This is a genomic window from Pseudomonas sp. CFBP 13711, assembly GCF_014842265.1.
GTDB lineage: Bacteria > Pseudomonadota > Gammaproteobacteria > Pseudomonadales > Pseudomonadaceae > Aquipseudomonas.
Map to the genome: position 1 here is coordinate 65,717 of NZ_JACYVI010000015.1, position 18,389 is coordinate 84,105.

At 61.0% G+C, this 18,389-nt stretch carries 21 protein-coding genes; 13 read left to right on the top strand and 8 right to left on the bottom strand.

The genetic code is table 11. From position 1 onward, the window contains the following. The first annotated feature begins 159 nt into the window (after nucleotides 1-159). From xylF to IFT47_RS23105, 3 genes are all read left to right on the top strand, one after another. A complete protein-coding gene (xylF, locus tag IFT47_RS23095; protein ID WP_192174283.1) occupies nucleotides 160-1,161 on the top strand; it encodes a D-xylose ABC transporter substrate-binding protein in 1,002 nt (333 codons plus the stop codon). A 133-nt stretch (nucleotides 1,162-1,294) separates the two neighbouring features. Beyond that, nucleotides 1,295-2,881, top strand: coding sequence for a D-xylose ABC transporter ATP-binding protein (gene xylG / locus IFT47_RS23100; protein ID WP_192174284.1), 1,587 nt, complete (start codon nucleotides 1,295-1,297; stop codon nucleotides 2,879-2,881). Continuing rightward, nucleotides 2,878-4,014, top strand: coding sequence for a sugar ABC transporter permease (locus tag IFT47_RS23105; RefSeq protein ID WP_192174285.1), 1,137 nt, complete (start codon nucleotides 2,878-2,880; stop codon nucleotides 4,012-4,014). The genes xylG and IFT47_RS23105 overlap by 4 nt, the downstream gene beginning before the upstream one ends. A 143-nt stretch (nucleotides 4,015-4,157) precedes the next feature. Here the strand turns inward: IFT47_RS23105 and dusA are convergent, their stop codons facing one another. Beyond that, nucleotides 4,158-5,168 carry a tRNA dihydrouridine(20/20a) synthase DusA gene (dusA, locus tag IFT47_RS23110; protein WP_192174286.1) on the bottom strand — a complete coding sequence of 337 codons (1,011 nt, stop codon included), beginning with the start codon at nucleotides 5,166-5,168 and terminating at the stop codon, nucleotides 4,158-4,160. Between the two features lie 457 nt (nucleotides 5,169-5,625). Between dusA and IFT47_RS23115 the strand changes: the two genes are divergently transcribed. The 7 genes from IFT47_RS23115 (at nucleotide 5,626) to tal (ending at nucleotide 10,516) form a co-directional block, all read left to right on the top strand. Continuing rightward, nucleotides 5,626-6,069, top strand: a complete 444-nt coding sequence (locus IFT47_RS23115) for a CsgE family curli-type amyloid fiber assembly protein (RefSeq protein ID WP_192174287.1) — start codon at nucleotides 5,626-5,628, stop codon at nucleotides 6,067-6,069. After that, complete coding sequence (locus IFT47_RS23120; protein ID WP_197984103.1) at nucleotides 6,066-6,509, top strand: curli assembly protein CsgF; 444 nt, start codon at nucleotides 6,066-6,068, stop codon at nucleotides 6,507-6,509. Before IFT47_RS23115 ends, IFT47_RS23120 begins: the two co-directional genes overlap by 4 nt. A 60-nt stretch (nucleotides 6,510-6,569) precedes the next feature. Beyond that, nucleotides 6,570-7,487, top strand: a complete 918-nt coding sequence (locus IFT47_RS23125) for a hypothetical protein (protein WP_192174288.1) — start codon at nucleotides 6,570-6,572, stop codon at nucleotides 7,485-7,487. A 52-nt stretch (nucleotides 7,488-7,539) separates the two neighbouring features. Next, nucleotides 7,540-8,442 carry a CsgG/HfaB family protein gene (locus tag IFT47_RS23130; protein ID WP_192174289.1) on the top strand — a complete coding sequence of 301 codons (903 nt, stop codon included), beginning with the start codon at nucleotides 7,540-7,542 and terminating at the stop codon, nucleotides 8,440-8,442. Further along, on the top strand, nucleotides 8,426-8,935 hold the full coding sequence (locus tag IFT47_RS23135; RefSeq protein ID WP_192174290.1) for a curlin-associated protein: 510 nt from the start codon (nucleotides 8,426-8,428) through the stop codon (nucleotides 8,933-8,935). Before IFT47_RS23130 ends, IFT47_RS23135 begins: the two co-directional genes overlap by 17 nt. A 5-nt stretch (nucleotides 8,936-8,940) precedes the next feature. Beyond that, nucleotides 8,941-9,249 carry a curli-like amyloid fiber formation chaperone CsgH gene (csgH, locus tag IFT47_RS23140; RefSeq protein ID WP_192174291.1) on the top strand — a complete coding sequence of 103 codons (309 nt, stop codon included), beginning with the start codon at nucleotides 8,941-8,943 and terminating at the stop codon, nucleotides 9,247-9,249. A gap of 340 nt (nucleotides 9,250-9,589) precedes the next feature. Further along, nucleotides 9,590-10,516 carry a transaldolase gene (tal, locus tag IFT47_RS23145; protein ID WP_192174292.1) on the top strand — a complete coding sequence of 309 codons (927 nt, stop codon included), beginning with the start codon at nucleotides 9,590-9,592 and terminating at the stop codon, nucleotides 10,514-10,516. Between the two features lie 102 nt (nucleotides 10,517-10,618). Here the strand turns inward: tal and rssC are convergent, their stop codons facing one another. Next, the gene (gene rssC / locus IFT47_RS23150) at nucleotides 10,619-11,101 is read right to left on the bottom strand and encodes an anti-sigma factor antagonist RssC (protein WP_037009276.1); all 483 of its coding nucleotides are present in this window, start codon (nucleotides 11,099-11,101) and stop codon (nucleotides 10,619-10,621) included. Next, nucleotides 11,101-12,282, bottom strand: a complete 1,182-nt coding sequence (gene rssB / locus IFT47_RS23155; protein WP_192174293.1) for a two-component system response regulator RssB — start codon at nucleotides 12,280-12,282, stop codon at nucleotides 11,101-11,103. Before rssB ends, rssC begins: the two co-directional genes overlap by 1 nt. Before the next feature lie 264 nt (nucleotides 12,283-12,546). Here rssB and IFT47_RS23160 point away from each other — a divergent pair, with 264 nt between their 5' ends. Further along, nucleotides 12,547-12,846 carry a PilZ domain-containing protein gene (locus IFT47_RS23160; protein ID WP_192174294.1) on the top strand — a complete coding sequence of 100 codons (300 nt, stop codon included), beginning with the start codon at nucleotides 12,547-12,549 and terminating at the stop codon, nucleotides 12,844-12,846. Nucleotides 12,847-12,942: 96 nt separating this feature from the next. On the opposite strand, the gene IFT47_RS23165 is transcribed toward IFT47_RS23160, so the two are convergent. Continuing rightward, nucleotides 12,943-13,644, bottom strand: a complete 702-nt coding sequence (locus tag IFT47_RS23165) for an MlaA family lipoprotein (protein ID WP_192174295.1) — start codon at nucleotides 13,642-13,644, stop codon at nucleotides 12,943-12,945. A 201-nt stretch (nucleotides 13,645-13,845) separates the two neighbouring features. Between IFT47_RS23165 and IFT47_RS23170 the strand changes: the two genes are divergently transcribed. Beyond that, nucleotides 13,846-14,481 (top strand): HAD family phosphatase, encoded by a 636-nt coding sequence (locus IFT47_RS23170; protein WP_192174296.1) that lies wholly within the window; start codon nucleotides 13,846-13,848, stop codon nucleotides 14,479-14,481. A 110-nt stretch (nucleotides 14,482-14,591) separates the two neighbouring features. Then, nucleotides 14,592-14,855, top strand: coding sequence for a DUF4404 family protein (locus tag IFT47_RS23175; protein WP_074885178.1), 264 nt, complete (start codon nucleotides 14,592-14,594; stop codon nucleotides 14,853-14,855). Between the two features lie 77 nt (nucleotides 14,856-14,932). Here IFT47_RS23175 and queF read toward each other — a convergent pair whose 3' ends face one another. The 4 genes from queF to lolD all read right to left on the bottom strand — a co-directional run bounded on the left by queF (nucleotide 14,933) and on the right by lolD (nucleotide 18,382). Next, nucleotides 14,933-15,763 (bottom strand): NADPH-dependent 7-cyano-7-deazaguanine reductase QueF, encoded by an 831-nt coding sequence (gene queF / locus IFT47_RS23180; protein WP_192174297.1) that lies wholly within the window; start codon nucleotides 15,761-15,763, stop codon nucleotides 14,933-14,935. An 80-nt stretch (nucleotides 15,764-15,843) separates the two neighbouring features. Then, nucleotides 15,844-16,383: a copper-resistant cuproprotein CopI gene (gene copI, locus IFT47_RS23185; protein ID WP_192174298.1), complete on the bottom strand. Its 540-nt coding sequence runs from the start codon at nucleotides 16,381-16,383 to the stop codon at nucleotides 15,844-15,846. Nucleotides 16,384-16,386: 3 nt separating this feature from the next. Next, nucleotides 16,387-17,631: a lipoprotein-releasing ABC transporter permease subunit gene (locus IFT47_RS23190; RefSeq protein WP_074885188.1), complete on the bottom strand. Its 1,245-nt coding sequence runs from the start codon at nucleotides 17,629-17,631 to the stop codon at nucleotides 16,387-16,389. Nucleotides 17,632-17,698: 67 nt separating this feature from the next. After that, nucleotides 17,699-18,382, bottom strand: a complete 684-nt coding sequence (gene lolD / locus IFT47_RS23195; RefSeq protein ID WP_167355799.1) for a lipoprotein-releasing ABC transporter ATP-binding protein LolD — start codon at nucleotides 18,380-18,382, stop codon at nucleotides 17,699-17,701. Nucleotides 18,383-18,389: the final 7 nt, after the last annotated feature.

Below are 18,389 nucleotides of genomic sequence, written 5' to 3' on the forward strand. Positions count from 1 at the left end.
GCGATGGGTGAGCAGGACCGGCATCAGAGGGGAATTACGTTGGTTACATTCTCACGACAATTCCCCGCTCGCGGCGCACAACCAGTATCTACAGTTTCACCGGAAAACCCGTACACGCTCGGACAGTGTCTCTAAACAAAAATAACAGGACGCACCCCCATGAAGAGTTTCAAGACCACCCTGCTCGCCAGTGCCCTGGCCCTGCTCAGCCTGCCCGTCATGGCCGATTCGGCCCATCCGAAAATCGGCTTTTCCATCGATGACCTGCGCCTCGAACGCTGGGCCCGGGACCGCGACTACTTCGTCGCAGCGGCAGAAAAAATGGACGCCAAGGTGTACGTCCAGTCCGCCGATGCCAACGAAGGCAAACAGATCTCCCAGATCGAAAACCTGATTTCCCGCGGCGTCGACGTCATCGTCATCGTGCCGTTCAACGCCACCGTGCTGACCAACGCCGTCGCCGAAGCCAAGAAGGCCGGCATCAAGGTGGTGTCCTACGACCGGCTGATCCTCAATGCCGACATCGACGCCTACATCTCCTTCGATAACGAAAAAGTCGGTGAGATGCAGGCGACCGGCGTGCTCAAGGCGGCCCCGAAAGGCAATTACTTCCTGCTCGGCGGCGCGCCCACCGACAACAACGCTAAGGTCCTGCGCGAAGGCCAGATGAAAGTGCTGCAGCCGGCCATCGACAAGGGCGACATCAAGATTGTCGGGCAGCAGTGGGTCAAGGAGTGGAACCCGACCGAAGCCCTGAGCATCGTCGAAAACGCCCTGACCAAAAACAGCAACAAGATCGACGGCATCGTCGCTTCCAACGACGCCACCGCCGGCGGCGCCATTCAGGCCCTCGCCGCGCAGAAACTGGCCGGCAAAGTGCCGATCTCCGGCCAGGACGCCGACCTGGCAGCGGTCAAGCGCGTAATCGACGGCACGCAAACCATGACCGTCTACAAACCGCTGAAACTGATCGCCTCGGAAGCGGCGAAACTGTCGGTGCAACTGGCGCGCAACGAGAAGCCTACGTACAGCTCGCAGTACGACAACGGCGCGAAGAAGGTCGACACCATCCTCCTGACCCCGACGCCGCTGACCAAGGACAACATCGATCTGCTGGAGAAGGACGGGTTCTACACCAAGGATCAGATCGCGGGTAAGTAGGGCATCAAGCTGAACAGGCCTGATTCGCCGCATTAATGCCAAGCCCTGTGGGACCGAGGTGATTCGGTGCCACGGGGTTTTGCGCAAACCGGCCGAGCTGCACCCGTCTTCTGCTTCTGCGCGAGATCCCGCAATGTCCGATTACCTGCTGCAAATGAACGGCATCGTCAAATCCTTCGGCGGCGTCAAGGCGCTCAACGGCATCGACATCAAGGTGCGGGCCGGCGAATGCGTCGGCCTGTGCGGCGAGAACGGCGCCGGCAAATCGACGCTGATGAAAGTCCTCTCGGCGGTCTATCCCCACGGCACCTGGGAGGGTGAAATCTTCTGGGACGGCCAGCCGCTGAAGGCGCAATCCATCAGCGAAACCGAGGCCGCCGGGATCGTCATCATTCACCAGGAACTCACCCTCGTCCCTGACCTGTCGGTGGCGGAAAACATCTTCATGGGCCACGAACTGACCCTGCCGGGCGGGCGCATGAATTACCCGGCGATGATCCACCGCGCCGAAGCCTTGATGCGCGAACTGAAAGTGCCGGACATGAACGTCGCCTTGCCGGTCTCGCAATACGGCGGCGGCTATCAGCAACTGGTCGAGATCGCCAAGGCGCTGAACAAACAGGCGCGCCTGCTGATTCTCGACGAACCCTCGTCGGCACTGACCCGCTCGGAAATCGAGGTCCTGCTCGACATCATTCGCGAGCTCAAAGCCAAGGGCGTCGCCTGCGTTTACATCTCCCACAAGCTCGATGAAGTCGCCGCCGTCTGCGACACCATCTCGGTGATCCGCGACGGCAAGCACATCGCGACCACGGCCATGGCCGACATGGACATCCCGAAGATCATCACGCAGATGGTCGGCCGCGAGATGAGCAACCTCTACCCCACCGAGCCCCACAGCGTCGGTGAAGTGATTTTCGAGGCGCGCCACGTCACTTGCTACGACGTCGACAACCCCAAACGCAAGCGCGTGGACGACATCTCGTTCGTGCTCAGGCGCGGGGAAATCCTCGGCATCGCCGGGCTGGTCGGGGCCGGGCGCACCGAACTGGTGTCGGCGCTGTTCGGCGCCTACCCGGGGCGCTACACCGGCGAAGTGTGGCTGGACGGCAAACCCATCGACACGCGCACGCCGCTCAAATCAATCCGCGCGGGCCTGTGCATGGTGCCGGAGGACCGCAAGCGCCAGGGCATCATCCCGGACCTGGGCGTGGGCCAGAACATCACGCTCGCCGTGCTCGATAGCTTCGCCCACCTGACCCGGATCGACGCCGAAGCCGAGCTGGGCAGCATCGACAAGGAAATCGCGCGCATGCACCTGAAGACTGCGAGCCCGTTCCTGCCGATCACCAGCCTGTCCGGCGGCAATCAGCAAAAGGCCGTGCTGGCGAAAATGCTGCTGACGAAGCCACGGGTGTTGATTCTCGACGAGCCCACCCGCGGCGTGGACGTGGGCGCCAAATACGAGATCTACAAACTGATGGGCGCGCTGGCGGCCAGCGGCGTGTCGATCATCATGGTGTCGTCGGAGCTGGCCGAAGTGCTCGGCGTCTCCGACCGGGTGCTGGTGATAGGCGACGGCCAGTTGCGCGGGGACTTTATCAACCAAGGGCTGACCCAGGAACAGGTGCTCGCCGCCGCGCTCAGTCAGTCCGACGACACTGCGTACAACAAAAACAATAACGACCGGCCCGATGCTGTGGGAGACGCGCGTCAATGAATCAGCTCAAGCAACTGTTCACCCGCTACAAAATGCTCGCGCTGGTGATCGCCATCGCGGTGATCTGGCTGTTCTTTAGTTGGCAAACCGACGGGGGGTTTCTGACGCCGCGCAACCTGTCCAACCTGCTGCGGCAGATGTCGATCACCGGGATTCTCGCCTGCGGCATGGTGCTGGTGATCATCAGCGGCGAGATCGATCTGTCGGTGGGTTCGCTGCTCGGCTTGCTCGGCGGCGTGGCGGCCATTCTCGACGTGGTCTACCACGTCCCGCTGCCGCTGAACCTGTGCATCGTCGCCGGATGCGGACTGTTGATCGGCCTCGCCAACGGCTGCATGACCGCGTACCTGCGCATCCCTTCATTCATCGTCGGCCTGGGCGGCATGCTGGCGTTTCGCGGGATTCTGCTGGGGATCACCGGCGGCACCACCATCGCGCCGGTGTCGCCGGAACTGGTCTACATCGGCCAGGGTTATCTGCCGCCGCTGGTGGGGATCGTGCTCGGCGTGCTGCTCTTCGCGCTGACGCTGTTCCTGACCTGGCGCCAGCGCAGCAACCGCGCGTTGCACGGGCTGGCCGCGCATTCGCTGGCACGGGATGTGGTGCGGGTCGTGGCGATCGGTGCCGTGCTGGCAGGCTTCGTCTACACGCTGAACAGCTATGACGGGATTCCGGTGCCGGTTCTGCTGCTGTTGGTCCTGCTTGGGGTGTTCAGCTACATCACCAGCCAGACTGTGTTCGGCCGGCGGATCTATTCGGTGGGCAGCAACATGGAAGCCACGCGCCTCTCCGGGATCAACGTGCAGGCGGTGAAGTTGTGGATCTTCGGCATCATGGGCGTCATGTGCGCCCTCGCCGGCCTGGTCAACACCGCCCGCCTGGCCGCCGGTTCGCCGTCGGCGGGCAACATGGGTGAACTCGACGCCATCGCCGCCTGCTTCATCGGCGGCACCTCCATGCGCGGCGGCTCGGGCACCGTCTACGGCGCCCTGCTCGGTGCCCTCGTCATCACCAGCCTCGACAACGGCATGTCCATGCTCGACGTCGACAGTTACTGGCAGATGATCGTCAAGGGCAGCATTCTGGTGCTGGCGGTGTGGGTGGATGTGAGTACGCGGGCGGGACGGCGGTGAGCGTGGATCCGGTCAGGCCGCTGCATTTTCGGCGCTTGGCAGACCGCCTTCGCGAGCAAAGTGGAGCGCCACCCCGGTCGCTCCCACACAAGGATTCCCCGTCAAGCCAATATGCGAGCCCGGCGCTGGAAGCAGTAGCTCACTCACCGCCCCTCCAGCAACTCCCCCGCCCGATCCAGCAACCCCAGCGGGTCGTCCGTCTTGTGAATGTCCACCGAGAGCATCTGCCGAAACTTGCGCGCCCCGGGGAAGCCGGTGCCCAGGCCCAGCACGTGGCGGGTGATGTGGTGCATCGAGCCGCCGTCGCGAAGGTGCGCTTCGACGTAAGGGCGCAGCAGCGCCAGGGCTTCGGCGCGGGTGATCTGCGGGGCATCGCTGCCAAACAGTTCGCGGTCCACGCCTGCCAGCAGGTACGGGTTGTGATACGCCTCGCGACCGAGCATCACGCCGTCGAAGGTGTTCAGGTGTTCCTGGCACTGCTCCAGGGTTTTGATGCCGCCGTTAAGGATGATCTCCAGCTCGGGAAAATCCTGCTTCAGTTGCGCGGCAATGTCGTAACGCAGCGGCGGGATGTCGCGGTTTTCCTTCGGCGACAGGCCTTCAAGAATGGCGATGCGGGCATGCACGGTGAAGCTGGTGCAACCTGCATCGCGCACGGTGCCGACGAACTCGCACAGCTGCTCGTAGCTGTCGCGTCCGTTGATGCCGATGCGGTGCTTGACCGTCACCGGAATCGTCACCGCGTCGCGCATGGCTTTGACGCAATCGGCGACCAACTGCGGATGCCCCATCAACACTGCGCCGATCATGTTGTTCTGCACGCGATCGCTCGGACAGCCAACGTTGAGATTGACTTCGTCGTAGCCCGCCGCCTGTGCCAGACGCGCACTGGCGGCGAGGTCGGCCGGGTTGCTGCCGCCCAGCTGCAAGGCCAGCGGATGCTCCGCCTCGTCGTGGCGCAAGAAGCGCTCGGTGTCGCCGTGGAGCAATGCGCCGGTGGTGACCATCTCGGTGTAGAGCAGCGCATGCTTCGACAGCAGACGCAGGAAGAAACGGCAGTGACGATCCGTCCAGTCCATCATCGGAGCCACGGAAAAACGCCGTGAAGGCTCGGACGGCAGGCGGTCGGTACGGGGTTCTGTGATAGGCAGCATGGGAGCAATAAGCAGGTCGGTCGAAGAGGACGCGCATTCTAACAGCTCGCACGCCCGGCTGAAGCTGATCCTGCGGAAAACACGCCCCTTGCAGGACCGGCCTCACCCGGGACTTGTATAAGCCGGTGGTGAAAAAGAATTTTTAACAACTAACTCGACAACACGCAGTCATAACCTGAACTCGCTCCCCAAACATTAGCAAGCTAACAACCTCCCGTTAAAAGCACCCCTTATTAACTCTCAATAGACGCTGTTTTAATACAGCCCGCTTCCTGGCAGATAATTTGACGCCATTAATTCGCACCCCTCTTGCGCCACCGCCTTTTAAACAAACTTATTTAAATAAGTACAGAAGTTGACGCCAACAAAATAAATGAACTTTATTTTAATTAACCACTGGCAAAGTATTTTTATTGAGATATAACAAGTAACAACCTGTACCCAAGATCGTACAAACATGACAACCCTTAACGTTATCGGCCTATGGCTGCTGCCCCTGTGCGCCGCAACTGCAGTGTTTGCTCAGCCCAGCGTGAATACTTCCGCGACGGTTGAACAACATCGGACGCTTAACCATCGTGATGTCGGCGGCATTGTGATCGGGCAGACCATGACCCTCGCAGGCCGGACGTTTTATGACAGTTTTGCAAACACCTGGCGGGAAAAAGATGAAGCGGAAACATTCACTGTGACCATCACCGAACGCCCTACTGCGCGTTTAGGCAGTCAGGTATTCGTGGATTATGGCAATCGCCGCTTGTTTCAAATGTTCCTGCCGCCCAACCGCACGCTTATTCCGGCCATTGCAGCCGACGCGGCCGGCCAGGTGTACCAGGCCATTCTTGATTATCAATTGGCACAATTCTTTGGCGACCCGGACATGGGACGAGACGAGCTATGAAAGCACTCACTATTAATCGCAGTTTGGTGGTTGTCGCCAGCCTCGCCTTGATGGCCGGCCTCTGTTCAGGCGTTCAGGCCAGCGAGTTGGCGTATGTGCCGAACAACCCCTCGTTTGGCGGCAATCCGCTGAACGGCCCGGTGCTGCTCAACCAAGCCCAGGCGCAAAACCATTACGTCGAGAAGTCTTCATCGTCGGGCGCTTCCGGGCAGACCGCGCTGACCCAGTTCAACAGCATGTTGCAGAGCGCGATTCTGAGCCGGGTGTCGTCGGCAGTGACGTCCAGCATCGTCGGTGCCAACGGCCAACTGGTGCCAGGCACCGTCGAAACCACCGACTTCCGCATCGCAATTACCAATCTGCAAGGCGGCCTGTTGCAAATCGTTACGACCGACAAGAACACCGGCCAGACCACCCAGTTTCAAGTGAATCAACCGTAACACCCGTCGCATCCGCTACCCCGCAACAACCCACTACAACATTGAATAAGGAAGATCATCATGCAAGCACGCAAGTCTTTACTGTCTCTGGCCATCCTGTTTGCTGTCTCCGGTGCGGCCATGGCCGATTCAAGCACCGTCAACACCACCCAGGCAGGTTCTGACAACGGACTGAACGTCGAGCAGCGCGGCGCCACCCAGTCTACCGTCACCGTCAATCAGAGCGGCGGCCGTAACACCGCAGGCGCTATCAACCAGACGGCCACTTACAGCAACCTGACGATCAATCAGACCGGCTACTACAACCTCACCAGCGCCAAACAGGCCGGGAACAACAATACGGGCTCGATCACCCAGAACGGTGGTGGCCCTCAACCGCAGATCGCCAGCCTGGATCAGTCCGGGGGTTACAGCAAAGCGACCATCGATCAACAGTCCAACTACAGCACCAGCGCCTCCATCACCCAGGGCGGCGGCAACAACAACACCGCCAGCACTTCGCAAATCGGCAACAGCACTCGCGTCGGCACGACTGTCTCCCAAGCCGGCAGCTACAACCTGGCGAGCGTCTCGCAGCAGAGCAACAACAACACCGTCACCAGCAGTCTCACCCAGGCGGGCAACGGCAATACCGGAATTGTTTCGCAACGGCATAACTCCCAGCAGGTGTCCGCCACCCTGCAACAGAACGGCAACAACAACCTCGGCTCGATCCAGCAGAACGACACCCTCGTCACCACCGCCAATGCTCAACAGCGCGGCGACTTCAACACGCTTTCCGTTTCGCAGAACGGCGCTTTGCTGAAAGCCGACGTCCAGCAGAACGGCAACAACAACCGCGCTGTCGTGAGCCAGACCGGCACGGGCACTTATCAGTCCGTCAACCTCGTCGGCCTGACCCAAACAGGCAACAACATGGTCGCCAACGTCAGCCAGACCGGCGGCAGCGGCAACAGGGCAACGATCTACCAACACTAAGATGATGTACCCCGCCAGGGTCTGGCGGGGTTTTCTTGCGGGAAGAAAAACAATGCGCGTCCGCCCCCTCATGTTGATGTTCACTGCCGTCATACTGCTTGCCGGCTGCACCACGTCCCGGCCTGCTGCGACCATTTCCCCGGCCACGCTGTCGCCTGCGACCCAGAGCCTGCGTGACCTGACCCATCTGCCGGCACCCGCCGGACCGATCAGCGTCGCGGTGTACGGCCTGCGCGACCAGACCGGGCAATACAAACCGTCCCCCGACAGCTCGTTTTCCACCTCGGTGACCCAGGGCGCCGCGTCGTTGCTGATCAGCGCCCTGCGCGACTCACGCTGGTTCAAGCCGGTGGAGCGCGAGAATCTTCAGGACCTGCTCACCGAGCGCAAGATCATCCGCGCGCTGGAACAGCCCCAGGATCAGGCCCAGGTGCAACTGCCTGCCCTGCGACCGGCGAACATGATCATCGAAGGCGCCATCGTCGCCTACGAAAGCAACGTGCGCACCGGCGGCATCGGTGTTCGCTATCTGGGTGTCGGGCCGTCGGAGCTTTACCGCCAGGATCAGGTGACCGTCAACCTGAGGGCGGTGGACATCCGCACCGGCGACATCATCCAGAGCATCACCACCACCAAGACCATCTTCTCGATTCAGGTCGATTTCGGCATCTTCCGCTTCGTCTCCCTCAAGCACCTGCTGGAGGTCGAGACCGGGGTGTCGCGCAACGAACCGGTGCAGCAATGCGTGCGCGAAGCCATCGAAACGGCACTGATCCACATGATTGCCCAGGGTGCCCGTGACGGCAGCTGGAACCTGAAAAACCCCGCTGACCTGAACAAGCCGCTGCTGCAGGGCTATCTGCAGAGCTACGACGAACAGATGACCACCTTGCCGCTGGCTGATGCGGACAAGGACATCGTTGCCACAGGAGATAAGAATGGAACGCAACGCTAAAGGATTCGGCTGGATCGCAGCGGCACTGCTGCTCACCGGCTCGCTCGCCCAGGCGCAGGATCTGGTGCGCGAAGCACGCTACGCGGACATCACCGTCGGCAACAGCGTCGCCACCATTCTGCAGATCGGCGCCTATAACAATGCGCGCGTCGACCAAAGCGGGGCCCGACAGAATCAGGCCGTGAGTCAGACCGGCAGTCGCAACCAGGCGGTGGTCAATCAGAGCGGCGTCAACAACGGCATCACCGCGCAGCAGAACGGCACGGCGAACACCGCGCAGGTCAGTCAGTCGGGCAACAACAACCAGACCGGCGTGACCCAGCACGGCACCGACAACGCCGCGAGCGTGGTGCAGACCGGCGCCTACAATCAGGCCTTCGTCGGGCAGTACGGTCAGGCGAATCAGGCCAGCGTCACCCAGGCCGGATTCGGCGGCGCCGTCTCCATCAAGCAGTTCGGCGACAACATGAACGCCAGCGCGACCCAACGGTGACCTCGATGATGGACTTCACGCAGTTGGTGGTGACGGTTGACGCCCAGCGCAGCGGTTCGACGGTGGTGATCCGCCCGCACCTGGAAAATCCTGGGCCGCTAACGCTGCAGTACCGCATGACCGTCAGGCAGACCAGCGCGCAAGGCACGTCGGCCATCAACCAGCAGGGCGATCTGCAGAACGGCGTGGCGGCAAACAGCGTGAGCCTCACCCTGCCGGCCGAGGCGACGTGTCAGGTTCATCTGGAAGTCTTCGACCGGACCACGCTGATCAAAGCGGTGGACAGCGATTGCGGCGAGACACCCGCTCGCTGATTCAGACCGCGGCAGGTTTGCGAAGATCAGCCGGTCAGAGCACCCTGCCCGGGCCAGTCCCTGACCGTCGGCGGATTAGATGCCAGGCGCCGGGAACATCCCGGGCGGTCCGGGCTCCAACCAGTCTGGATCGAGTATCCGCCCTCCTCGGGAACCGACAGACCATGACCCCGCGCCGCCCTTTGTAAAAAGCTCGCATCGCCCGGATCAAGGCTGACGCGCAGGCAGGCCGTTTGCGCAAACGCAGGCGTCTAAACCGGCGTGTCTGTCGCGGTTTACGCCCTTGAGTGACCGGCGGCGCTCGGGTAATGTCAGCACAACCACAGGACAGAGCACGCTCATGACTTCCAAGCTGGAACAACTCAAGCAATTCACCACCGTCGTGGCCGACACCGGCGATTTCGCTGCCATCGAAAAACTCAAGCCCGTCGATGCCACCACCAACCCTTCCCTCTTGCTCAAGGCCGCTTCCAGCGACAGCAACGCTGATCGCTTGAAAGAAGCGTTCACCGGCAGCAAGGGTGACATCAACGTCGCCAGCGACCGTTTCGCCGTCGCCATTGGCCGCGAGATTCTGAAAGTGGTCCCGGGCCGCGTTTCCACCGAAGTGGACGCGCGCCTGTCCTTCGACACCCAGGCCTGCATCGAACGCGCCGACCGCATCGTCGGTTTGTACGAAGATTTCGGTATCGGTCGCGACCGCATCCTGATCAAGCTGGCGTCGACCTGGGAAGGCATCAAGGCCGCTGAAGTGCTGGAAAAGAAAGGCATCCAGTGCAACCTGACCCTGCTGTTCTCTTTCGCTCAGGCCCAGGCCTGTGCCGACGCCGGCGTGTTCCTGATCTCGCCATTCGTGGGTCGCATCTACGACTGGTACAAGAAAGCCGAAGGCAAAGACTACGTCGGTGCAGAAGATCCGGGCGTGCAGTCGGTGACCCGCATCTACAACTACTACAAGGCCAACGACTACAAGACCGTGGTCATGGGCGCCAGCTTCCGTAACCTCAGCCAGATCGAAGAACTGGCCGGCTGCGACCGTCTGACCATCAGCCCTGACCTGCTGCAGAAGCTGGCAGAAGACAATGGCACGCTGGTGCAGAAACTCAAGCCAGGCAATGGCGGCGAGCCACGCGTGACCCTCAACGAAAGCCAGTTCCGCTGGGCTTCCAACGAAGACGCCATGGCCACCGAGAAACTGGCCGAAGGCATTCGTCAGTTCGCCCGTGACCAGGTGGCACTGGAAAAGATGCTGTCGGCCAAAGACTAACGCGTCAGGCATGTAAAAAGGGCGGCACCTGTGAGGGTGCCGCCCTTTTTTATTGCCTCGGTTCAGGACCGGGGCGTGTTACTGATCTTGCTGATGGCGTTGCTACTGGTGTTCGAGGGCATTGACCAGATCACGGAAGGCTTCGCGGTTCGAGTCGTTCAAGCCCATGAGGATCTTGTGGGCCTCCAGCACTTTGGCCTTGACCACGTCTTCGCACTGATCCTGGCTCGGCAGGTCGCTCAGGGCCTCAGGGCGGGGAATTGGCCGACCGACGATGTTGAACACCTGATCGAAGCCCATGGACTGCAACAGGCGCGTGATGTCTTCGTGGGTGGTCACGACTGTCGGCAACAACCCGGCCTTCTGGCGCGAGAGGATCGACAGCTTGGCCAGCAGACCGAGGGTCGTGCTGTCGATGCTGCGGGTTTCGGTCAGATCGATGACCACCGTCGAAAAGTTCATCGAGGTGAAGATCCGCTCAATTGTCGCATCCAACGCCGAGCACAGTGTCAGACGCACTTCACCCACAAACTTGAGGACGAATGTGCCATCTTGCTCGGCGAACTGGATTCTACCGGTACTCATTAAAGGTTCCTGCTCAACACTAACAAGGCGATATCATCCGGCATCTCCCCTAGCGTGGCCAATCCAAACGTCTGGCGCAGACCATCCAGGCTGCCCCCCGCCGCCTTGACCAGTTCGGGCAAGTTGGCTTCTTTCTCTTTGAGTGTATCACCTGGCAGAAGGTCCAGAATGCCATCGGACAGTAGCGTCAGACTAAAGGACTCAGGCAGATCGATGACGTGATCCGTGTAAGTCGCTTCGTTGAACAGCCCGACGGGCAGACCGCGGCCCTCAAGGTAATGCGTGTCGCCCGGGGTGTAGAACACCGGCAGCGGCAGATGACCGCCGACGCTGTAGGTCAATTGCCCGGTTTCCTCGTCGATCACGCCGCCCACCATCGTCACGTGCTTGCCCAGCTTGCAGCTGATCAGCCCGCGATTGATATGGCCCAGCACGTCGGACGGCTTGAACTCCGGCAGACTGCCGCCGCGCTTGGACTCGAACAGCAGACGCGTGGTCATGAACTTCAACAGCACAGTGATGAACGCTGACGATGCGCCATGGCCGGACACGTCCGCCAGATAGAACGCAACACGTCGCTCATCGACCCGAAAATAATCCACGAAATCGCCCGACAGGTACAGCGACGGAATGATCTCATGTTCGAATTCGAACGCGTCGATGGCCCAGGGGCTGGTGGGCAGCATGTTCATCTGCACCTGACGGCCTGCGTCCTGGTCTTCCTGCAGCAAATGCAGACTGGCCTCGAGCTCGCGGTTGGCGGTCTCCAGCTTCTGTCGGTATTCCTGGTTTTCGTGAATCAGGCGCGCCCGATCCAGCGCGCGTCGGACCGAGTGCTCCAGCACGGCGAGGTCTTCGAGGGGTTTGATCAGGTAATCGGCAGCGCCAAGGCGCAGTGCTTCGACGGCATCGCTCATGACGCCCGCGCCAGACACCACGATGACCGGCGTTTCCGGCGCGAGGCTGGTGACCTGACGAATCAGTTCGAGACCGCCCACCTGCGGCATGCGCAGATCGCAGATCAGCAGATCGGGCTTTTCCTGCTCGAAAGTCTGTAGACCCTGCAGGCCATTACCGGCTTGCAGAACGCTGAACCCGCTGTCTTCCAAATAGGCTGCGAGACTCGCGCGCACTACTTCGTCGTCATCGATGATCAGCAGCGTGGCACTGGTTTTTTGCATGTGGGCAAACGGCGCCAGATTAGGTTGGCGTAGGCGGCTGGTTGCAGTCAGCCCGCGTACTGGATTCGCTTCTAGCCTCTCTGGCTCAGGTAGCGGACTTTTGGTCAAACGCTTCACATGACAGAGCTGCCCTTCAAGGCGCAGACGGTACTCCCATCCGCCTGGCGTTTCAAGCAGGCCCCGCTGCCGAGCGGTGTCTTTACATCGCAAATCGCCCGGAGTTATAAGAACCCTTAATTCAGCAATCAAAACAAAGGATGTGCCATGGGCCAGCTCGATCGCGATTACGAAGAAAAACGGGATTACATTCGCATGCGGGTCGATGCGGACATCAACCTGATCTACGCCGGCCAGATTATCCCGGCGGTTTGCGTGGATCTCTCCAGCTCCGGCATGCAAATACAGGCGCCCCGCTCATTCCAGGTGGGCGACAAGATCAGCGTGAGCATTGATTCCGAGCACGCCGCGCTCAAGGGCCTGGAGGCCGATACCGAGGTGGTGTGGATCGCCGACATCGACGGCGGCGAGCAGAAACTGGGGCTGACGATTCTGGCGATGAAGTGACGGCAGCCCGGAACTCCGTCACATTTTCGAAAAATAGCGAAAATAAAAAGGCGACCCTCGGGTCGCCTTTTTAGCATCGTTTTGCAGACCGCTGGATCAGAAGTCGTCGACGACCTTGCCGTTTTTGACCTTGAACTCGCGGTTCTGCAGGTAAGCGTTGCGGATGAAGATGTACTTGTCACCATTGATCAGCTTTTCAGCCGACAGCAGGCTGGCGCGGGTATCGACCAGGCTTACGCCCAGCGCGGTGTTGCGCGTCGGCACGTGATCGATGTAGCGCCATGGCTGGGTGTAGGTATCCGGGTATTTGGCGAACGCGTCACGCACGGTACTTGGACCGAACAGCGGCAGCATCACGAACGGGCCGCTGGCAACGCCCCAATGACCGAGGGTCTGGCCGAAGTCTTCGTCGTTGCGCTGCAGGCCCATCTTGGTGCCCACGTCGAAGAAGCCGAGCAGACCAAAGGTGGTGTTGAAGATCAGGCGGGCGGTGTCGACGCCCGCGGCTTCAGGTTTGGCCTGGAGCACATCGTTGGCAAAGTTGGTCACTTCGCCGACGTTTTTGAACATGTTGTGGATGCCGTCTTCGAGGAACTGCGGCGTGATGAACTCATAGCCTTGGGCAATGGGTTTCAGCGCGTAGGTGTCGACGGTGTCGTTGAAACGGAAAATCGCACGGTTGACGCCTTCCCACGGATCTTCGTCCGCCGCATTTGCAGCCATCGGCGCCACGGCCAGGCTGGCCCACACGCACGTTCGAATCAGACGATTGATAAAGCCAGCACCGTTCTCGGGCATAGCTGAGACTCCCAGTCAAAGTAATCAAGTGGGCGCTACGCCCCAAACCAAAGGCGGGAGTATAAAGCGTTCTGTGACTATTTACGTCGCTGAAATGGTCGCGGTTTTGTAGGGCAATAAACATCTGCCGCCACTGTCATCGTTCGGTCATCGGTTTGTCATGGCAATCCCTTAGCGTCATCGGCTTTGAGAGGGAATGCCATGCTCGCCCCAGTCGCCGTCGCTGCGCCGTCGTTCACCGCTGTATTGTTCGGATTGAGCGGTTGCCTCGTCGACTTCGGCGCACAGGCGCGCACGCTGCTCGGCAGTGATGGCAAGTCTCTTGCCTCGCAGGACGCCCAGCCATTCGCAACGCTCGCGCCCGGTGCGATCAACGCGTTGAAGCATCTGAAGCAGCTCGGCATTCCCTGCGCCTGGATCGATGAATACCCCTCCTCTATCACTGACCAACTGGCTGCGCCACTCGGCACTCTGGTTCTGCCCACCCCCACTCCCACCAGCCGCTGGCCCGCGCCTGATGCGTGCTGGCAGGCGCTGATGACCCTCGGCGTCAGGCAACTGGACGGTTGCGTGCTGGTCAGCGGCGATCCGCGTCTGCTCATGGCCGGGATCAACGCAGGATTGTGGACGGTCGGGCTGGCGTCCTGCGGGCCGCTGTGCGGTTTGTCACCCGAGCAATGGGAGGCGTTGAGTGATCTGGATCGCGAGCGCCGTCGCGGCCGTGCCACCCTTGAGCTGTATGCCGCCGGCGCACATTCGGTCATCGACCATCTGGGCGAACTGGAGTCGTGCCTGGCAGATATCACGCTGCGCCGGCAGAAGTCGGAAAAGCCCTGAGCTGACAGGGGTCATGCACAGCGGCCGGGAGTGGATTAGTCTAAAGCGGTAAGGACCTTTGCCTGCGCATTGCGGTCCATCGTGAGACTAATCAGATTAAGGAAGACCCCATGTCCGTCAGTGACTTGCAACTACAACTCAACACCTTGCGCGAGCAACTTGAGCAGAATCCGCAGCTGACGCTGGAGGAGCGCGGGAATCTGACCGAGGTCATGGAGCAGATCCAGGCGCAGATCGAACTCGAAACAGTCTCTCAAGACCCGAGTATCTCCGATGGCGTCAACCTGGCGGTCGAGCGGTTTGAAGTCGATCACCCCACCATTGCCGGCACCCTGCGCAATGTATTGGTCACCCTGGGCAGCATGGGGATCTGAATCATCCCTCCCATTCATGTGAGAGCGCCACGCCGGTCGCTCCCACAGTCGTTCACTTGCAGAACATGAGTGAGGTATTACTGCCGCGCGAGACGTCCGTTCTCCAGCGTCAGCGTTTCGGTGCTGCGGTACGGGTTGATGTCCAGCCCGCCGCGGCGCACGTAACGTGCATACACCGTCAGTTTCTCCGGCTTCAGCAGGCGCTGCAGGTCCATGAAGATGCGCTCCACGCACTGCTCGTGGAAATCCGAATGCTGGCGGAAGCTGACGATGTAGGCCAGGAAACTTGCGTGATCAAGCGCCGCGCCACGGTACTCCACGGCGACGCTGCCCCAGTCCGGCTGGCTCGTCACCGGGCAGTTGGATTTAAGCAAATGGCTGTGCAGCGCGTCGTCTACCACTCTCGACTCATCGCAGCGCAGCAGTTCAGGTTGAGGACGGTCGTAGCTTGAAATGCTCACGTCAAGGTCATCCACGCACACACCCGGCACCGCGACGATACCCTCGGCCTCGATGTCCTTGAGGCTGCGAACGCGCACCCCCACCGGCTTGCCCGCGGCAGCCGACAGATCCTTCTCCAGCGTGGCGATCAGCTCGGCTTCAGACGCAAACGCGGTCTGATTGAGCGAATTGAGGTAGAGCTTGAACGACTTGGATTCGATGATATTGGCCGAGTCCGCCGGAATGCTGAACTCACCGATAGCCACCACCGGCTTGCCCGACGGCAGCAGCCAGGACAGCTCGTAGCAATTCCAGAAATCGACACCCTGATAAGGCAGCGTCTCGGCGGTCAGCCCCAGCTCTGCCCATTTGGCAGCGCGCGGTATCGGGAACAGCAGAGACGGCGTGTAGGTGGCGATGTACTCGCTGGACTTGCCCAGCGGCGAGTGTTCGGCTGCGGGATGCATGGCGGGACCTGAACCTTAAAAAGCGGCTGTTAAAAACCAAGGCCGCGAAGTTTATCGGGTTCGGACCGGGTTTTCAGCGTTTACTGACTGATCGCCACCTTGCCGACCATGCCCGCCTGGTAATGCCCGGGGATATTGCAGGCGAACTCCAGGCCAGTGGCGTCGGTGAACGTCCAGGTCAGCTCGGCGGTTTTGCCCGGTTCGACCAGCACGCTGTTGGGATCGTCATGTTTCATGCTCCCGGCGCCCTGCTCCGAGCCATGCGCCATGCCGTGGTCCATGCCGGCCATGTCGTGCTTCATGCCGGTCGGGGTGAGCATGCCGCTGGCCGTCATTTTCAGCATTTCCTGCTGATGCGCCGCGTGCATTGCCGCGTCACCCAGGTTGAACTCATGCAGCAGCCGGCCCTTGTTGACCAGCACGAAGCGCACGGTCTCGCCCTTTTTCACGTCCAGCGACTTAGGCTCAAAGTAGATATCGCCCAGGGTCACTTCAAGCGTACGCGTTGCCTGCGCCGCGTCGGCGGGATGACCGAAGGCGAAATGCTCGCCGGGTGACGCCTGCGCCGAGAGGCTTGCTCCCAGCACCAGGGCGATGGCGAAAAGACGGGGCATCCTCATTTCCTATTCGTAGCGCAAGGCGTGGGCCGGCTGGATCTGAGCGGCGCGGTAGGCCGGGTAGATCGTTGCCAGGAAGCTGAGGATAAACCCGGCACTGCAGATCAGCGCCACGTCACTGCCTTCGAGCTTCGACGGCAGATTGCTGATGAAGTAAACGTCCGAGGTGAAGATGTGCTGGCCCGTCACGCGCTCGACCCAGCCGACGATCTGGCTGACGTTGATCGCCGCAATCACGCCCAGCACGCCGCCGATCACGGTGCCGACGATGCCGATGACGGTGCCCTGAACCATGAAAATGCTCATAATCTGGCCGGGTGTCGCGCCGATGGTGCGCAGGATCGCAATGTCGGCGCCCTTGTCGTTTACCACCATGATCAGCGTGGCGATGATGTTGAACGCCGCCACGGCAACGATCATCAGCAGCAAAAGGCCGATCATGGTCTTTTCCATCTTCATTGCGCTGAACAGGCTGCCCTGGCTGTGGGTCCAGTCATCCGCCTTGTAGTCCGCACCGAGTCCGGCGGCAATCGCCGTGGACACCTGCGGTGCGGCGTACAAATCGGTCAGCGCCAGGCGCACACCCTGCACCTGATTGGGCTGCCAGCGCTGGATCACGGCGGCGTCCGCAACGTTCACCAGCGCCATGGAACCGTCCAGCTCAGCGCCGACCTTGAACACGCCGACCACCGTCAAACGCTGCAGGCGCGGGGTGATGCCACCCGGGGCACTGCTGATTTCCGGCACGATCAGGGTCAGTTTGTCGCCGACGTTCAGACGAAAGCGCCGGGCGGTGATTTCGCCGATCACCACCCCAAACTCACCGGCCTTCAAGTCCTGCAGCCGGCCCTGCACGATGTGCTGGGTCACGATAGAGACTTTGGATTCCAGGGCCGGGTCGACGCCGTTGATCTGGATCGGCTGCATCGAGCCCTTGTACGACAGCATGCCGTCCATTTCAGTGAACGGCACGGCGGCAGTGACTTGCGGGTCCTTGAGCGACGCCTTCGCGGCCGGCTGCCAGTCGTCCAGGGGCTTCACCCCGGAGATGACTGCATGGGGGACCATGCCGAGGATCCGCGAACTCATTTCCTGCTGGAAACCGTTCATCACGGACAGCACCACGATCATCGCCAGCACGCCCAACGCCAGCCCGATCATCGAGGTCATGGAAATGAACGAGATGAAGTGGTTGCGACGCTTGGCCCGCGTGTAGCGCGTTCCGATAAAGATGGATAACGGTCTGAACATTCGTGGAGCACCGTAACTAAGCAGCTAAAAGTAAAAGCCGATGCCCGAGAGACACCGGTTGTACGGGTCAGGCTTCGACCAGACGGCCTTCTTCAAGACGCCACACGCGGTCCATCTGCCGGGCCAGCGTCATGTCGTGGGTCACCACCAGAAACGCGGTGCGCGACGACGTGCTGAGTTCCAGCATCAGGTCCTGAATCCCCTGGGCCGTGTGGGAATCGAGGTTGCCGGTGGGCTCGTCGAGCATCACCAGACCCGGCTGGTTGACCAGCGCGCGGGCAATCGCCACCCGTTGACGTTCGCCGCCGGACAACTCCGACGGCTTGTGCGCCAGGCGATGCTTGAGCCCTACCCGCTCCAGCAGCGCGGTTGCACGCTGACGGGCTTCCGGAATAGGCGTCTTGCCAATCAACAATGGCATGCAGACGTTTTCCAGCGCCGTGAACTCGGCCAGCAAGTGGTGGAACTGATAGACGAAGCCAAGGGCGCGATTGCGCAGCAGGCCGCGAGCCTTTTCGTTCAGCGCCGAGAGCTCTTCACCGGCCAGCCAGACGCTGCCTTCGGTGGGCGTGTCGAGGCCGCCGAGCAGGTTGAGCAAGGTACTTTTGCCCGACCCCGAACTGCCGACGATCGCCACGCGTTCGCCCGGGTGCAATTCCAGTTGCAGCCCGGAAAGCACGACCACGGATTCCGGACCTTCCTCGTAGGATTTGCCCAGGTTGCGGCAGCTCAGTACAGCTTTATCACTCATGCCCGAC

Coding starts and splice junctions, on each gene's coding strand:
- xylF (WP_192174283.1), top strand. CDS start 160: ATGAAGAGTTTCAAGACCACCCTGCTCGCCAGTGCCCTGGCCCTGCTC.
- xylG (WP_192174284.1), top strand. CDS start 1,295: ATGTCCGATTACCTGCTGCAAATGAACGGCATCGTCAAATCCTTCGGC.
- IFT47_RS23105 (WP_192174285.1), top strand. CDS start 2,878: ATGAATCAGCTCAAGCAACTGTTCACCCGCTACAAAATGCTCGCGCTG.
- dusA (WP_192174286.1), bottom strand. CDS start 5,168: ATGCTGCCTATCACAGAACCCCGTACCGACCGCCTGCCGTCCGAGCCT.
- IFT47_RS23115 (WP_192174287.1), top strand. CDS start 5,626: ATGACAACCCTTAACGTTATCGGCCTATGGCTGCTGCCCCTGTGCGCC.
- IFT47_RS23120 (WP_197984103.1), top strand. CDS start 6,066: ATGAAAGCACTCACTATTAATCGCAGTTTGGTGGTTGTCGCCAGCCTC.
- IFT47_RS23125 (WP_192174288.1), top strand. CDS start 6,570: ATGCAAGCACGCAAGTCTTTACTGTCTCTGGCCATCCTGTTTGCTGTC.
- IFT47_RS23130 (WP_192174289.1), top strand. CDS start 7,540: ATGCGCGTCCGCCCCCTCATGTTGATGTTCACTGCCGTCATACTGCTT.
- IFT47_RS23135 (WP_192174290.1), top strand. CDS start 8,426: ATGGAACGCAACGCTAAAGGATTCGGCTGGATCGCAGCGGCACTGCTG.
- csgH (WP_192174291.1), top strand. CDS start 8,941: ATGATGGACTTCACGCAGTTGGTGGTGACGGTTGACGCCCAGCGCAGC.
- tal (WP_192174292.1), top strand. CDS start 9,590: ATGACTTCCAAGCTGGAACAACTCAAGCAATTCACCACCGTCGTGGCC.
- rssC (WP_037009276.1), bottom strand. CDS start 11,101: ATGAGTACCGGTAGAATCCAGTTCGCCGAGCAAGATGGCACATTCGTC.
- rssB (WP_192174293.1), bottom strand. CDS start 12,282: ATGCAAAAAACCAGTGCCACGCTGCTGATCATCGATGACGACGAAGTA.
- IFT47_RS23160 (WP_192174294.1), top strand. CDS start 12,547: ATGGGCCAGCTCGATCGCGATTACGAAGAAAAACGGGATTACATTCGC.
- IFT47_RS23165 (WP_192174295.1), bottom strand. CDS start 13,644: ATGCCCGAGAACGGTGCTGGCTTTATCAATCGTCTGATTCGAACGTGC.
- IFT47_RS23170 (WP_192174296.1), top strand. CDS start 13,846: ATGCTCGCCCCAGTCGCCGTCGCTGCGCCGTCGTTCACCGCTGTATTG.
- IFT47_RS23175 (WP_074885178.1), top strand. CDS start 14,592: ATGTCCGTCAGTGACTTGCAACTACAACTCAACACCTTGCGCGAGCAA.
- queF (WP_192174297.1), bottom strand. CDS start 15,763: ATGCATCCCGCAGCCGAACACTCGCCGCTGGGCAAGTCCAGCGAGTAC.
- copI (WP_192174298.1), bottom strand. CDS start 16,383: ATGAGGATGCCCCGTCTTTTCGCCATCGCCCTGGTGCTGGGAGCAAGC.
- IFT47_RS23190 (WP_074885188.1), bottom strand. CDS start 17,631: ATGTTCAGACCGTTATCCATCTTTATCGGAACGCGCTACACGCGGGCC.
- lolD (WP_167355799.1), bottom strand. CDS start 18,382: ATGAGTGATAAAGCTGTACTGAGCTGCCGCAACCTGGGCAAATCCTAC.